The 14,908-nt window shown below is 62.6% G+C and carries 12 protein-coding genes; 2 read left to right on the top strand and 10 right to left on the bottom strand.

The genetic code is table 11. The annotated features are described in order from the left end of the window. Positions 1–142: 142 nt before the first annotated feature. Positions 143–2,005 carry a TRAP transporter large permease subunit gene (locus MTX21_RS15240; protein WP_280971063.1) on the bottom strand — a complete coding sequence of 621 codons (1,863 nt, stop codon included), beginning with the start codon at positions 2,003–2,005 and terminating at the stop codon, positions 143–145. Positions 2,006–2,019: 14 nt separating this feature from the next. Next, complete coding sequence (locus MTX21_RS15245) at positions 2,020–3,042, bottom strand: TRAP transporter substrate-binding protein (RefSeq protein ID WP_280965612.1); 1,023 nt, start codon at positions 3,040–3,042, stop codon at positions 2,020–2,022. Positions 3,043–3,316: 274 nt separating this feature from the next. Here MTX21_RS15245 and MTX21_RS15250 point away from each other — a divergent pair, with 274 nt between their 5' ends. Both MTX21_RS15250 and MTX21_RS15255 read left to right on the top strand, forming a co-directional pair. Next, a complete protein-coding gene (locus MTX21_RS15250) occupies positions 3,317–4,210 on the top strand; it encodes a LysR substrate-binding domain-containing protein (protein ID WP_280965613.1) in 894 nt (297 codons plus the stop codon). Between the two features lie 116 nt (positions 4,211–4,326). Next, the gene (locus MTX21_RS15255) at positions 4,327–5,682 is read left to right on the top strand and encodes a Gfo/Idh/MocA family oxidoreductase (protein ID WP_280965614.1); all 1,356 of its coding nucleotides are present in this window, start codon (positions 4,327–4,329) and stop codon (positions 5,680–5,682) included. A 680-nt stretch (positions 5,683–6,362) separates the two neighbouring features. Here the strand turns inward: MTX21_RS15255 and MTX21_RS15260 are convergent. From MTX21_RS15260 to MTX21_RS15295, 8 genes are all read right to left on the bottom strand, one after another. Further along, on the bottom strand, positions 6,363–7,100 hold the full coding sequence (locus tag MTX21_RS15260; protein ID WP_280965615.1) for an ABC transporter ATP-binding protein: 738 nt from the start codon (positions 7,098–7,100) through the stop codon (positions 6,363–6,365). After that, complete coding sequence (locus tag MTX21_RS15265; protein WP_280965616.1) at positions 7,090–7,830, bottom strand: ABC transporter ATP-binding protein; 741 nt, start codon at positions 7,828–7,830, stop codon at positions 7,090–7,092. Before MTX21_RS15265 ends, MTX21_RS15260 begins: the two co-directional genes overlap by 11 nt. Next, positions 7,827–8,786, bottom strand: a complete 960-nt coding sequence (locus MTX21_RS15270) for a branched-chain amino acid ABC transporter permease (protein WP_280965617.1) — start codon at positions 8,784–8,786, stop codon at positions 7,827–7,829. The genes MTX21_RS15265 and MTX21_RS15270 overlap by 4 nt, the downstream gene beginning before the upstream one ends. Next, positions 8,783–9,787 (bottom strand): branched-chain amino acid ABC transporter permease, encoded by a 1,005-nt coding sequence (locus MTX21_RS15275; protein ID WP_280965618.1) that lies wholly within the window; start codon positions 9,785–9,787, stop codon positions 8,783–8,785. Before MTX21_RS15275 ends, MTX21_RS15270 begins: the two co-directional genes overlap by 4 nt. Further along, positions 9,768–11,051, bottom strand: a complete 1,284-nt coding sequence (locus MTX21_RS15280; protein WP_280965619.1) for an amino acid ABC transporter substrate-binding protein — start codon at positions 11,049–11,051, stop codon at positions 9,768–9,770. The genes MTX21_RS15275 and MTX21_RS15280 overlap by 20 nt, the downstream gene beginning before the upstream one ends. Positions 11,052–11,121: 70 nt before the next feature. Then, positions 11,122–13,515: a xanthine dehydrogenase family protein molybdopterin-binding subunit gene (locus MTX21_RS15285; protein WP_280965620.1), complete on the bottom strand. Its 2,394-nt coding sequence runs from the start codon at positions 13,513–13,515 to the stop codon at positions 11,122–11,124. Then, positions 13,512–13,997 carry a (2Fe-2S)-binding protein gene (locus MTX21_RS15290; protein ID WP_280965621.1) on the bottom strand — a complete coding sequence of 162 codons (486 nt, stop codon included), beginning with the start codon at positions 13,995–13,997 and terminating at the stop codon, positions 13,512–13,514. Before MTX21_RS15290 ends, MTX21_RS15285 begins: the two co-directional genes overlap by 4 nt. Then, the gene (locus MTX21_RS15295; RefSeq protein WP_280965622.1) at positions 13,994–14,875 is read right to left on the bottom strand and encodes a xanthine dehydrogenase family protein subunit M; all 882 of its coding nucleotides are present in this window, start codon (positions 14,873–14,875) and stop codon (positions 13,994–13,996) included. Before MTX21_RS15295 ends, MTX21_RS15290 begins: the two co-directional genes overlap by 4 nt. Positions 14,876–14,908: the final 33 nt, after the last annotated feature.

Consider the following 14,908-nt stretch of genomic DNA (forward strand, 5'->3'; position numbering starts at 1 on the left):
GCGTCATGTCGCATGATGTGAACTCTGAGGCTCGAATCGCCTTGCCCGAAGAGCTGTCGGGGGTTCGAGTCAGTGGAGTGCTACCGCCTTTCCCCACACCAGCGATACTGTCTTCGCCTCAGACATTCGCGCCCATGGCCGCTCACAGAAATACCAAGGATATCCAGGGCACGAACGTGATCAGTAACAAGCCGATGAAGAGCCAGGCGAGATAGATCCAGATGCGGCGCAGGCCGGCATCCGGCGGCACGCCGCCGATGATGCAGGCCGCGTAATAGCAGAGGCCGAACGGCGGCGCGAACAGGCCGAGGCCCATCGCCAGGATCACCACCATCGCATAGTGCACCCCATTGATGCCGAACGTTGCTGCCACCGGGAACAGCAGCGGGCCGAACAGCACGATCGCCGGAATCCCCTCCAGCACGCTGCCGAGCACGATGAAGGCGACCACCGAGATCAAGAGGAAGCCCCAGGCGCCGCCGGGCACGCCGGCCATGCGCGCGGCCAGTTCATGCGAGAAGCCGGACTGCGCCAGCGCCCAGGCCATCGCACTCGCTGCTCCCACGATGAACAGGATCGAGCCGGAAAGCGAAGCGGTCTGCACCAACATCGGCAGCACGTTCTTCCAAGTCAGGCTGCCGCGATAGATGATCAGGCCGAGCACGAGGCAATAGGCGATGCCGATCGTCGAGACTTCGGTCGCGGTCGCATAGCCCTCGACCACCGCGCTGCGGATCAGGAACGGCAGCGCCAGCGCCGGCAACGCCGCCCAGAACGTCTTCGCCATGACAGACATCGGCGCCCGTGCGACCTTGACCGCGGCATTCTCCTCGGCACCCGCCCGGTAGCGAGCAACGAAGGCGAGCACGATCGCCAGCACGATTCCGGGCAGGATGCCGGCGGTGAACAACGCGGCGATCGACACGCCGGTGACGGAGGCGATCGCGATCAGCACGATCGATGGCGGAATGGTCTCGCTCATCGCCCCGGACGCGGCCAGCAGCGATACCAGCTCGCCATCCTTCATGCCGCGCTTGCGCATCTCGGGAAACAGCACCGGCGCGATCGCCGCCATGTCGGCGGTTTTCGAGCCGGAGATACCCGAGACCAGCAGCATCGCGCCGAGCATCACATAGGACAGCCCGCCGCGGACGTGGCCGAGCACCGACGCCAGGAACGCGACCATCACCCGCGCCATGCCGGTCTGCTCGACCAACTGTCCCAGCAACACGAACAGTGGCACCGCGAGCAAGATCAGCGAGCTCATGCCTTCGTCGATCCGCCCGACGACGACGAGCAGTGGCGTCCTCGTTGTCGTGAGCAGGAAGGCCACGGTCGCAAGACAGAAGGAAAATGCGATGGGAACGCCAGCCATCACGGCGCAGCCAAGCAGGCCGACGAAGAAGATCAGCAAGTTCCAGTTGCCGAGCGGCTTCAGCGACGGCCCCGCGAGATAGAGCGCACCAGCGATCGCAGCAAACAGCAGCGCAACGGCCAGCAAATCCTTCGCCGAACGCTTGACCAGCGTCAGGCAGATGCCGGCCAGCGCGATGATACAGCCAACTGGGATCGCCGCAGCGCGGACCATGCCCGACCAACCGAGCGCTGGCGTCTCGACGAAAGCCTGGTCCTCCACATAGTCCAGTGCGGGATGCAGGATGATCGCAAGGAACAGCGCGACGGCCCCGGCAGCAAGCGTCGAGGTGAAGGCCTCGGCGCGCGGCGACAGATACGACGTGAAGAAGGTCAGGCGCATATGCGCCGAGCGCTGCACGGCGATCGCGCTGCCCAGTATCGCCAGCCACAGGAACAGGATTGACGCGAGCTCGTCCGACCAGATGATCGGCCGGTGGAAGATGCCGCGCGCGACGATACCGGCAAACAGGATGATGACCTCGGCGACCACCGCGATCGCGGCCGGGATCTCGACCAGCCAGCGCAACCCCTGCTCCAGCCAGCGTCCCCGCAAGGAAGCTGCCTCGCCGAGCGCCACCGTCTCCGGCATGCCGATGGCCGTGCTCATGCCAGCGCCCCGGCCGCGGCCTCCAGAATCTTCCAATTTTCCTCGCCGAACTTGCCGCGCCATTCCTTGTAGAAGCCGGCGGCGGAGAGACCCTTGCGGAACGCCTCCTTGTCCGATGCTTCGAAGGTGATGCCCTTGGCGATCAGTTGGTCCTTCAGCGTCAGATTGAGCTTTGCCGTGTCAGCGCGCTGCTCCATCGCAGCCTGGTCGAATTCCTTGCGGACCAGCGCCTGCAGATCGTCGGGCAGCGCCTTCACCGAGCGGCGGTTGCCAAGGATAAAGAACGGATCCCAGATGTGGTTGGTCTCGGAGATGTACTTCTGCACCTCGTAGATCTTGCCGGCCTCGATGGTCACGAGGCCATTCTCCTGTCCGTCGACCAGATGGGTCTGCAGCGCCGTGTACAATTCGTTGAAGTTGATCGAGGTCGGATTGGCGCCGAGCGACTTGAACAGCGAGGTGAAGATCGGCGACACCGGCACGCGGATCCGGTAACCGGCGAGATCGGCCGGCGTCTTGATCGGTTTTGCAAACGACGAGATCTGCCGGAACGTGTTGTCGGCGGGCTTGGCCATGACAAGCGCGCCAGTCTTCTCGATCTGCGCCGCGATCCGCTTGCCAAGATCGCCGTCCATCGCAGTCCAGACCTGGCTGTAGTCGGAGAAGGCGAAGCCGACATTGGCGATGCCGGCGACCGGCGCCACCGTCGACAGCACGGAGCCGGCGATATTGAGGAAATCGACTCCGCCACTGCGAATCTGCGTCAGCAGATCGGTGTCCGAGCCGAGCTGCGAGGCCGGAAAGAACTTGATCTCCAGCCGCCCGCCACTCGCCTCCTTGATCCGCTTCACGGCCTGATCGAGCTGCGTGTTGATCGGTTGCGTCAGCGACTGGCCGGTGGCGAGCTTATACTCGAATTCCGCCGCATGTGCCGGCCTTGTGCGGATCGCGACCAGAGGGACGGCCGCGGCAGCAACCATGAAACTGCGGCGTGAGATCGTATGGCGCTTGCCCGGCATCGGTCGTTCTCCCCTGGTGCGGCGCCTTTTGGCGCGCGTGTTCATTGCCGCGTCCGCAGGACTTGCTGCGGCGGTGTCGTCAAATGGGTTGTTTGGTGAAAGGGCTCTAAGCCTTGTGTTCCTTCCCCCGGGCGGATCGGCGGCCAGCGCCGTCCTGTTTCCTCGTCAGCCCCGTCTGTCGCGGGTTGCCTTGAGGGTGAAGCCTAGATCGCTGGTCATGCGCGACAATTGAATTATATTCGCCGTCACTTTAGCTGGCCTAAAAGGTTTCCTGATGCAGATACCCTTCCGCGCCATCATCGTCTTCCACGCGGTGGCGCGCGCGGGTTCGATTTCCCGCGCGGCGGACGAATTGCGGGTGACGCCCTCGGCGGTCAGCCAGCAGATCCAGGCGCTGGAGCTGCATCTCGGCACCGCGCTGACCTCGCGGATCGGGCGCAACATCACCCTAACTGAAGCCGGCGAGCGCTATTTCGAGATGATCAGCCGCGAGATCGAGCACGTCACCGACGTGATGCAGCATGTCCGTGGCATCCGCTCCGCCACCACATTGACGGTGCGCGCAGCCCCCAGCGTGTCGAGCAAATGGCTGTTGCCGCGGCTCGCGAGCTTCGTTGACGCCAACCCGGATATCGAGTTGCGACTCGACGGCACCAATGAGCCGACCGACTTCCGCAAGGAAAATGTCGACCTCGAGATCCGCCATGGTGAAGGCGCCTGGCCCGGCCTGTTCGTCGAGAGCCTCGGCAAGGAGCGATTCTTTCCACTGTGCGCACCGTCGTCCTTTGCGGCGGGCAGTCTTTCCGCCGCCGACCTGCTCAAGCATCGGCTGATCCATTCGGTGAAATCGCAGATGCAGTGGCCGCGCTGGTTCACGGAGGTCGGCATCGAGCCGACCGAGCGCTGGAAGCGCGTGCTGTTCGACCGCAGCCACATGGCGATCGACGCCGCCGTTGACGGGCTCGGCATCGGGCTGGAAAGCGAGCTGTTGGCCTGGCGCGAATTGCGCGACGGCCGCCTGGTCTGTCCGGTGAAGGATCCGCCGGCCATCGCGCTGACCACGCAGTGGATTGTCTGCCCGCACGGCCATCTGCGCCACCGCAAGACCCGCACCTTCCTCGACTGGCTGCGCAAGGAGCGCGACAGTTGGAACGAGCGAATAGTTTAGCGTGTCTACATCGTCGTGGCAGATAATCTGAATTGCCCTCGGATTCGCCGCTGCCTAACGTTTCCCGCGAAACGGCGGACACAGCCGTCGTCCGAGGAACGTCAAGGAACAATCTCATGAATCTCCATCGCATGCTGCTGGAGCGCAAGGCTGCCGGCAAACCGATTACTATTGGGCTGATCGGGGCCGGAAAGTTCGGCCTGATGTTCCTGTCGCAGGTGCGCCAGACCGACGGCATGCATCTGGTCGGCGTCGCCGACCTCAACACCGCCCGCGCTCGTTCGCAGCTCAAGCTCGGCTGCTGGCCCGAAGAGCAATATGCAGCCACCTCGATCGACGACGCGCTGAAGCACGGCCGTACCATCGTCACCGACAATGCTGACGCCCTTATCACCCATCCGGCGATCGAGGTCATCATCGAGGCGACCGGCGATCCCGGCGCCGGCATCCGCTTTGCGATGAAAGCGATCGAGAACGGCAAGCACATCGTGATGGTCAATGTCGAGGCGGATGCGGTCGCAGGCCCCATCCTGGCGCGCAAAGCGCGGCAGGCTGGCGTCGTCTACTCATTGGCCTGGGGCGACCAGCCGGCACTGATCGCCGATCACGTCGATTGGGCGCGCGCGGCCGGCTTCAAGGTCGTCGCCGCCGGCAAGGGCACTCGCTACCACCCGACCTATCACCAGTCGACGCCGGATACGGTGTGGGACATCCTCGACAAATACATGAAGATCAAGGATCGCAACTCGATCAATCCGAAGATGTTCAACTCCTTCGTCGACGGCACCAAGTCGGGCATCGAGATGACCGCGGTCTGCAATGCGACCGGCCTGCATGCGCAGAGCGAAGGCCTGTCGTTCCCGCCCGCCACCCGCTTCGAGCACGCCGAGATCTGCAAGCCGAGATCCGACGGCGGTACGCTGGAGAAGTCTGGCGTCACCGAGGTCACCTCGTCCGTCTATCGCGACGGCACCGACGTGCCACAGAGCCTCGTGATGGGCACCTATGTCGTGTTCGAGACCGACAGCGCCTATTCCGAGGAATGTTTTCGCGAGTACAGCATGCTGCCAGACAAGACCGGCAAATATGCTTCGCTCTACCGTCCGATCCACATGATCGGGCTCGAGCTCGGCATCTCCGTTGCGTCGGCGGCACTGCGCAAGGAGCCGACCGGCGCGCCTATCGTGTTCAACTCGGACGTGGTTGCGACCGCCAAGCGCAAGCTGAAGGCCGGCGAGATGCTCGACGGCGAAGGCGGCTTCTGCGTCTGGGGCAAGCAGACGCCGGCTGAGGCCTCGCTCAAGCAGGGCTATCTTCCGCTCGGCCTGGCCCACCACGTCAAGCTCAAGACCGAGATCGAAGAAGGTCAACGGCTGAAGTGGGAGGATGTGGAGTACGATCCGGATAGCCTCGCCGTGCGCGTCCGTCGCGAGATGGAAGCGGCCTTCCGTCAACCGAATGTCGCCTCGTGATCGAGCAGCGGTCCGCAACGCACGGACTGCATCGAAGCGGCGGCCCGCGAGAATCGCTTGCGGTCCACATCCCGTCGGCCGCCCTTCGATCCCTCAGTCAATATCTGCGATCAGTAGCCTGGCGCCGCTGCGTCCACGACCCCACTCGGACTCGCGACGCTGCCTGAGCGTTACAATCGGGCGAAGGAGTTCGTGAAAAATCGGAGTAAAGCGCTCAAAATCGTAGATTTGGCAGCGAGGGAGCGACTTGCCCCCCAGACATGATTTTGTGTCCTCACCGTAGTCCGCAGAACTCTTCGCAGGTCGATCATTCACTGATCGTGAGGCACGACCTCGGCTCCTGCTCCTGCGACCCCGCTCTAAACCACGCAAACGTCTTAAGACTTCACCTCACCTCAGTCGAAAGAGCGACCGCACTTGCCCACGGGAGATTTTCCTTGATCTCCCGGTGCACACGTCGCACACACGCGGCCTTCTAACTGATTGAAACAATTGCAGTTTCGCTCCAATCCATCGTGGGGAAGTCTGAGCCAGCTACCGCCAAGAAGATCGAGGTCGATCAAACGTAGACCGCATTGCGCCAGTAAGTTGCACGGCGCCGGCAGGCTGCCACCATCGCCCGCGCCGCGGAATAGTGCGGCAGGCGCATCGCTCCGCACCTTCGGTGCTGTAGCGAGGAATCACGCTGTGCCGCCAAGATAGAGCCGCTTGACGATGTCGTTGCCCCTCAATTCGTCGACCGACGCGGCCGCTACGACGATTTCACCGTGGACAATGATATAGCCGCGGCTGGCGATCCGGATCGCCTGATTGAAGTTCTGCTCCGCCATCAGCACCGTGAGGCCGAGGTTTTGATTGAGCTCGCCGATCTTGGTGATGGTCTGCGAAACGAGTAGCGGCGAGAGGCCCACCGAAGGTTCGTCGACCAATAATAGGCGTGGTGACGACATCAGGGCGCGCGCAATCGCCAGCATCTGCTGCTGTCCGCCAGACATCGTGCCCGCGAGCTGCTTCTGCCGTTCCTTAAGGACGGGAAACGTTTCGAAAGCAACCGCAAGATTGCAGTCGACGCTGCGCCGGGCCGCCTTGCGGAACGCGCCGAGCATCAGGTTCTCCAGCACGGTCAGCCGGGGGAACAAGCGACGGCCCTCTGGAACCATCGCTACGCCGAGCTCGACGATGTCTTCGGTCGACAGACGGGACAGATCGTGCGCCGTTCCGTCGATCGTGAGCGATATGGCGCCGCGCTGCGGCCGCACCAGGCCCGCGATGCACTTCATCAGCGTGCTCTTGCCGTTGCCGTTGGTGCCGAGCAACGCAACGGTTTCGCCGGCCTCGACATGGAGCGAAACGCTGCGCAACGCCTTCACGGCGCCGTAACCTGCATCAAGATCATTGATGGCCAGGCTAAGTGCCAAGGTAGGCCTCCTGCACCCGATGGTCGGCCATGACTTCGGAAGGCGTGCCGATTGCGATGATCCTGCCGGCGTCAAGACACATGACGCGTTCGGAAAAGCGCATCACGGCCTGCATGATATGCTCGATCATGATGATGGTGATGTCCCGGCTTGCAAGGCTCAACAGCAGATCAAGCACTTCGTCGACTTCCGAACTGGAGAGGCCCGCCATGGCCTCGTCCGAAATCAGGAGCTTCGGATGCGTCGCCATCGCACGCGCAAGTTCCATCTTGCGCAATTCCACCTGACCAAGCTGCGCGGCCGGGACGTTGGCCTTCGACCCAAGGCCCATTTGATTCAGGATCGACATCATGGTGTCTCGCCGCTGCGCCACCGAGACGTGCTCGTGCGCGGCAAAGTCGAGCGCGACCATGAGATTTTCGGCGACCGTCATGCTCCTGAACGGCCGCGGAATCTGGAAGCTGCGGGCAATGCCGCGGCGCGTGCGCACATGCGGTTGCAACTGCGTGATATCCTCATCACGAAACAGGACGGTGCCGGGTTCGGTGCGAAACGCGCCGGAAATGCAGTTGATCAGTGTGGTCTTGCCCGAGCCGTTCGGACCGATCAGGCCGAACCGCTCGCCGGGCCGAATGTCGACGCTGACATCGTTGAGCGCCGTGAACCCGCCGAAACGCTTGGTGAGCGCCGAAATGCGCAGCAGCGGCGGCTGGGTGCTGGAGAGCGTCATACCTCACCCTCCTTGCGGCTGCCGCGCAGCTTGCGGATCAGGCCGATGATGCCTTCTGGTGCGCCCACCACAAACAGTACCAGCATCAAACCGAGCACCAGCACATTGACTTCCGACGAGATCGTGACCGCCAGCAATTGCTGCGTCGTACCAAGCAGGATCGCGCCGATGATCGGTCCGGACCAATGCGCGGTTCCGCCGATCAGCGACATCGCCAGCGTCGAGACGGAATAGTTGAGATTGAACGCGGACGCGGGGTCCGCATATTGCAGGTACATTGCAGCGGGAGCGCCGACGGCACACATCAGCGCCCCTGAGATCACACAGGCGAGCAGCTTCAATCCCATGGTCGGCACGCCGGTGCACTCGGCCGCGAGTTCGTCGTCCCTGAGCGCCTGCAGGCCGCGGCCGATCCATGAGTTCTGGATGTAGCGCGAAATCGCAACCGCCAGCACCACGAGGAGAGCCTGGACGAAGAACAGCATCTGCACATAGTAATCGAACGGCGCCGTCACCGCCGGCCGTTGGATCTGGATGCCCGCCGCTCCGCCGACGTATCGCCAGTTCGTTATCGTCGTCTCAATGATGATTGTCAGCGCAATCGTCGCGATCGAGAAGAAGATTCCCTGCATGCGAAGCGTCAACAGGCCGAGCGCAAACCCCATGAGCGCGCCGATCGCGGCGGCGGTCAGGATCTGCAGGGGAAGCGGTGCACCAAAGGCATTGACCAGGAATACCGAGGCATAGACGCCAACACCGTAAAACGCGCTGGTGCCGAAATTCACATAACCTGCATAGCCGCCAAGGATACTCCATGCGACGGCAAGCGCGATGAACTGCATGATCACGTAGCCGGCAAAGAATGGATACTGGTTGGCGACGACCTGTGTCATCACAAAGACGGCGGCGAGAAAGCCGGCCGCTCCGATCCAGAAAGCAATGCTGTTGCGCTTCATGATCGCCTGCCAAACAGGCCCTGCGGCCGTACGGCGAGAATGCCGAGCAACATCGCAAAGGAAATCGCCGGTGCCCAGGAGGCGCCGAACATGGTGAGCACGATCGACTCGGCAACACCGAGAATGATGGCGGCGACGAGCGTGCCGCCCATACTGCCAAGCCCCGCCATCACCACAACGCAGAATGTGCGCCCAATATAGGCACGGTCGAGCGTCGGATCGACAGGAGCGACGATGATGAGCAGGGCACCGGCGACCCCGAGCACGGCGGTGGCGATGCCGAATGCCCGCTGCTTGATCTTGACCGGGTTGGTGCCCATCAATCGTAACGCCTCCTGGTCCTGCGCGACCGCGCGGATAGCGCGCCCCATGAAGGTCCGCGACAAATACAGCGTGAGCAGGACGGTCAGTGCGGTTGCGACAGCAAAGGCAACCAGAAGCCGGTACGGAATGCGGATATCACCGAGCCGCCACGCCTTGCCGATATAGTCGGCGGTGACGGAGCGCTGATCGACCCCGAATTGCAGGATGATCAGCACTTCAATGATGAATGCGACGCCGAAGAAGAAGGCGATGCCGCGCACCCCGGCGTCGCTGCCCCGCTTCTCGAACGTTTCGTAGTACAGGCGATAAGCCGCGAGCCCGAACAGGAAGAATACAGGTGTGATCAGGAACCCGGCGACCAGCGGATCAACGGCATACTGCTCATTGAGGAAATACACTGCGTACGACGCCAGCACCAGAAACGCCGGATGCGCCACATGGGGGACGTCAAGCAGGCCGAACGACACGGACAACCCAAGGCTGACCGCGCCGTAAAAGCAGCCGAGCAGCACCCCGATCACCACCGCATCGAGCAGCAGATCCAGTGAAAACAATTGAGGTCCCCCTTGACCCGACTTCAGCCGCTTCCCGATCAGCCCGTGCCGGGGTATCCGATCCCCTGCCCGATTTTTCCCGGGCAGCCTCACGATATCCAGCTTATTTCCGCGCGGCTTCAAACGGAGCGACCAGTTCGCCGGATTTCAGATTCTCCGGGAACAGGATCACCTGCTTGCCCGAGCTGCGGAACTGCTCGATGTTCTTGTCCACAACGCCACGGAACTGGGCCTGCAGCACCGCGGTTTCCTTACGCTCGCCATCAGGCGAAAACGCGATCGGACCGACGATAGTCTTGTGCGTGTTTTCGCGCAGATATTTTGCGAGTGCCTTTTGATCCAGCGAACCCACCGCCTTGATGGCCTGCTCGATGAGCTGGCCGCTGGCATAGCCGAACGGCGCCAGATAATAACCGAGCGGGTCGATCTTGGCTTCCACGGCCCGTTTCGTGTACTTGTCGAAGAACTCCTTGGTTCCCTCAAAATACATGCTCTTCTCCGGGAGCCATGTGTTGTAGTTGACGACGCCGTTAAGCAGCGAGCCCATGTTCTCCATCACGGCGCCGAACTGCAGACCGACCATGCCGCCGCCGAAAACCTTGACGTTGTCGCCGATGCCGATCTCGTTCACGGCGCGCAGGATGCCCGCCGAGTCCGGCGGATAAGACGCGACATAAACGATGTCGGGCTTGCTCGCCTTCAGCGCCCGGATGATGCTGGAGAACTCCACGGTATTCGGCGGATAGGCCTGGTCGAAGACGATTGGCAGGCTGCGCTTTGCTGCGACTTCGCGCGCGGTCTTCGCCAGATTCTGGGCAAATTCCTGGTCGGCCGCCAGCAATGCCATGGATTTGCCGCCGGCCTTCTGACCGATATCGAGAAACGAAGACGCCCAGCTGTCGGGCGGCCCCCACGGCGCATTGTTGAACCACATGTCATGGCCGACCTTACTGTTGACCTGGAAGGAGAAGTTGCCGATCAGCAGAAGCCCACGCTGCTTGACCATCGGCATGATTGGCGCCGTCGGCACGGTCGCGTAGGGCGCGAACAAGAGGTCGACCTTGTCGACATCAATCAGCTTCGAATAGATCGCCGGCGTCTCCGAAGCACTCGATTTGTCGTCATAGACGACCAGTTCGACCTTGCGGCCGCCGAGCAGCCCGCCCTTGGCGTTGACGTCGTCACGCCAGATCTCGATGCCGAGCAGCGACGCCTTGCCGCCGCCTGCGAGACCACCGGTTTGCGGCATGCTCATGCCGATTTTGATCGGCGCCTGCTGCGCCTGCAGCGGGTTGACACCGAGCGGCGAGGCAGCAAGCGCCGCGCCCGCGGTCGCCAGCAGGCGGCGGCGGGAAATCGATCCTGGCCTGGAGACCTTCTTCGACATTGGCAGTCCTCTCCCTAAGACAGTTGCTGTTTGGTGCGATTGTGTTTGATTTTGCCGGGGGCGTCCCTCGTCAGATTTTCCCCAAGGCCGTCAGGATAACCCGCGGCGTCAGGGGAATTTCGGTAATTATTGTCCCGAACGGTTTGAGCGCATCGTTGACCGCATTGGTGACGGCCGCCGCCGCCCCCGCGGTACCCGCCTCGCCCACGCCCTTGGCGCCGAGCTCGGACTCGCGCGTCGGCGAGACGACGTGGCCGACGTCGATGTCGGGCATTTCGCCGGACATTGGCACCAGGTAATCGGCCATGTTGGCATTGGTCAGCTGTCCACGGTCGTCATAGATGCACTTTTCAAAAAGCGCCGCACCAAGCCCCTGCACCACCCCGCCCCTGATCTGCTCATCGACCAGCTGTGGATTGATGATGGTGCCGCAATCCTCGACCACCCAGTGCTTGAGCAACTTGACAAAGCCGGTGTCGGTATCGACTTCGACCCAGGCGGCCTGAACGCCATTGGTAAAGGCGAAAGGATACTCCCGGGGCACAAAGTGCTTCGTCGCCATCAGTTCGGGCTGGATGCCCGGCGGCAGGGTGTCGGGACGGAAATAGACGATGCGCGCAAGCTCATTCAGTTCGATGCGCGGTGCACCGTCGCTGACATTGACCACGGCATTGTTGATGATATCGAGTTCGGCCGGGGTCGATTGCAGAATGACAGCGGCAACATCGAGGATATTCTTGCGTAAAATCTTCGTCGCCTGCAACGCCGCCTCGCCGCCAATGCCGGCGCCGCGCGAAGCCCAGGTGCCGCCGCCATAGGGCGTCATGTCGGTATCACCGAGGATGATGCGGACGCGATCCATGGAAACGCCGAGGACGCTGCCTACGATCTGCGCCGTGAGCGACTCCGAGCCCTGCCCTTGCTCGGTGATGCTGGTCTGGCAGATCACCGAGCCTTGCGCATCCAGCCGCACCGCCACGCCGTCCTGTGACGATATCCTGGCCCCGCCGACGCCGTAAAACGCCGCGCTGGGGTTGGTCACCTCGATAAAGCTTGCGATGCCAATGCCGCGAAGAACGCCCCCTTTGCGTAACTTTGCCTGCTCGGCGCGCAGTGCCCGATAATTCATCATCTCGACGATCTTGGCCAGCGACGCATGGTGCGACAATTGTTCGAACCGCAGCCCCGACGGCGAGACGCAGGGATAGGCGTCGTCAGCAATCAGATTGCGGCGGCGGATTTCCACCGGATCCATACCGATCTTCATGGCGGCGAGATCGACCAGCCCCTCCGTCACCGAACAGGCGATGGGATGGCCAACCGCACGGTACTGGCACATCACGTTCTTGTTCTGAAACACCACCCGCGCCCGTGCGCGGTAGTTCTTGTTGGTGTAGGGGCCGCCGACGAGGTTGACGACCTGGTTGGCCTCGATCGCGCTAGTACGCGGGTACATCGAATAGGGCCCGATGCCGGTAAGATCGTCGATCTCGAACGCCGTGATGGTGCCGTCGCGCGTGACGCCGATCTTTCCCTTGCAGCGATGGTCGCGGGCGTGAATGTCGGTATTGAAACTCTCGACGCGATCGGCGACGAATTTCATTGGCCGACGCAGCAGCTTTGCCAGCGCATAGGTCGCCATCTCATCGGCATAGATGTGCACTTTGATGCCAAAGGAGCCGCCGACATCCTTGCAGACGACGCGAACCTGCTGTTCCCGCAAACCCAGATGCAGTGCCGCGATGTTCTGCACCATGTGAGGGGCCTGCGTACCCTGATAGATCGTGAGCCGCGCTTCCGCCGCATTCCAGTCGGCAACGACCGAACGCGGCTCCAGCGTCACACCGGTGTGGCGGCCGAAGACGAAATCGGCCTCTACCACCGCATCGGAACCGGCAAAGGCTTGATCCACCGCGCCTGCATCGTGGATGCGTTCGAACGCCAGATTGTCACCAAGCGAAGCATGAATAACCGGCGTCGCCGGGTCGAGCGCTGTGCGCATGTCGGTGGCGGCTTCGAGTTCCTGATACTCGACCGCAACACGCTCCGCAGCATCCTCAGCCGCCGCACGGCTCGTCGCCACAATGGCGGCCACCGCCTCGCCCTGCCAGCAGACCCGATCGACTGCGATCGCCGATTGCGGCGCGGATTTGAGGCCCTTGAGATGCGACAGCACGCCGACCCAGGGCGTGATGACAGCCGCAAGCTCCTTGCCCGTGACAACCGCGCTCACGCCCGGCATCTGCTTTGCAGCGGCGGCATCGATGCTCACGATCTTCGCGTGCGCATGCGGCGAGCGCAGGAACACGACATGCGCCATTCGCGGCAGCTCCATGTCGCTGATATAGCTGCCGCGGCCTTGCAGCAGCCGGTCGAGATTCGGCCGCGGCACCGTCTTGCCGATATAGGAGTTCGGCCGGTCCAGCACCGACAACCTTTCGGGATCGATGCGGATTGAGCTCATGCTTTCAGCTCCATCCGCGACCGCGCGGTATTCTCGATCGCGTCGATGATGGCCTGATAACCGGTGCAGCGGCAGTAATTTCCCGAGAGATGCTCGCGGATTTCCGCTCGTGTGGGCGTTCGGTTCTCACGCAACAGATCCTGCGCCGCCATCAGCATGCCCGGCGTGCAGAAGCCGCATTGCAGCGCATTGCGGTCACGAAACGCCGCCTGCAGATCGGCGATCTCGCCGGAATCGGACAAGCCCTCGATCGTCTCAACCATGGCGTCGTTCACCTGCACCGCCAGCATCAGGCAGGAACGCACAATCTCGCCGCCGACACGCACCGTGCAGGCTCCGCACACGCCATGCTCACATCCGAGATGCGTGCCCGTTAGTTTTAGATGCTCGCGTAAGAAATCCGCGAGGTTGAGCCGCGGCACGACATGCGCTTCAACGCGTTCACCGTTGACCGTGAGCGAGATCGCCACTGGAGCCGTCACGCACTTCCTCCGATGTCGAGATCGGGACGGTTCAGGAGCGAAGCGACGCACCGCGCCAGCAACACTCTTGCGAGGTGCCGGCGCATTGCGGGTGTCGCCTGCTGATCCTCATGCGGATCAAGCTCATGTGAGAGCACGTCGGAGGCCTCCGCCAGCAGCGTTGGCAGGATTTTAACGCCAGTCAGTTTGCCGGCAGCCTTTGCCAGAACAGGCTTGTCGCCGACGGCGAAATAGCCGAGCCGGAGATCGGCGAACCGATCGCCCTGCAGCACTGCCTGCGCCGCAAGGCCGACGATCGCATAGTCGCCGTGCCGCCGCGCAAACTCCTGGAAGAAATGCGCCGAGCCGTGACGGGCGACAGGCAATTCGATGGCGACCAGCAAGTCCTGCGGTGCGAGCTGCGTCTCGTAAATTCCGGTGAAAAAATCCTCTGCAGCAATCCGCCGCTCACCGCCTGGGCCGTGCGCAACGATGGATGCACCCAGCGCAAGCATGCAGGCGGGCAGTTCGGATGCCGGATCGGCCTGCGCAAGGCTACCGCCGATGGTACCCCGATTGCGAATCGCGGGGTGCGCTACGTGCGCCACAGCTGCCCCGAGCAGCGGCGCGCATTTCACAATGTCGGATGATTTCAGGAGATCGGCATGCCGGGTCAGAGCGCCGATGACAAGCGTTTCGCCCTTGACCGCGATCCCGCGCAATTCGGCGAGTTCGCCGATATCGACGATCACTTCGGGCGCAACCAGCCGCAGATTCATCGCCGGGATCAGGCTTTGCCCGCCCGAAAGCACCCTCGCTTTCTCTCCATGCACGGCAAGCAGTTCCAGCGCATTAGCAACGCTGGTCGCGCGCGCGTAGGCGAAAGCCGAGGCTTTCATTCAGGCAAGCCCCTCCCGGCTCCTGATTTTCTG

Origin of the sequence: Bradyrhizobium sp. ISRA430 (genome assembly GCF_029909975.1) — a bacterium.
In the GTDB taxonomy this organism is placed as follows: domain Bacteria; phylum Pseudomonadota; class Alphaproteobacteria; order Rhizobiales; family Xanthobacteraceae; genus Bradyrhizobium.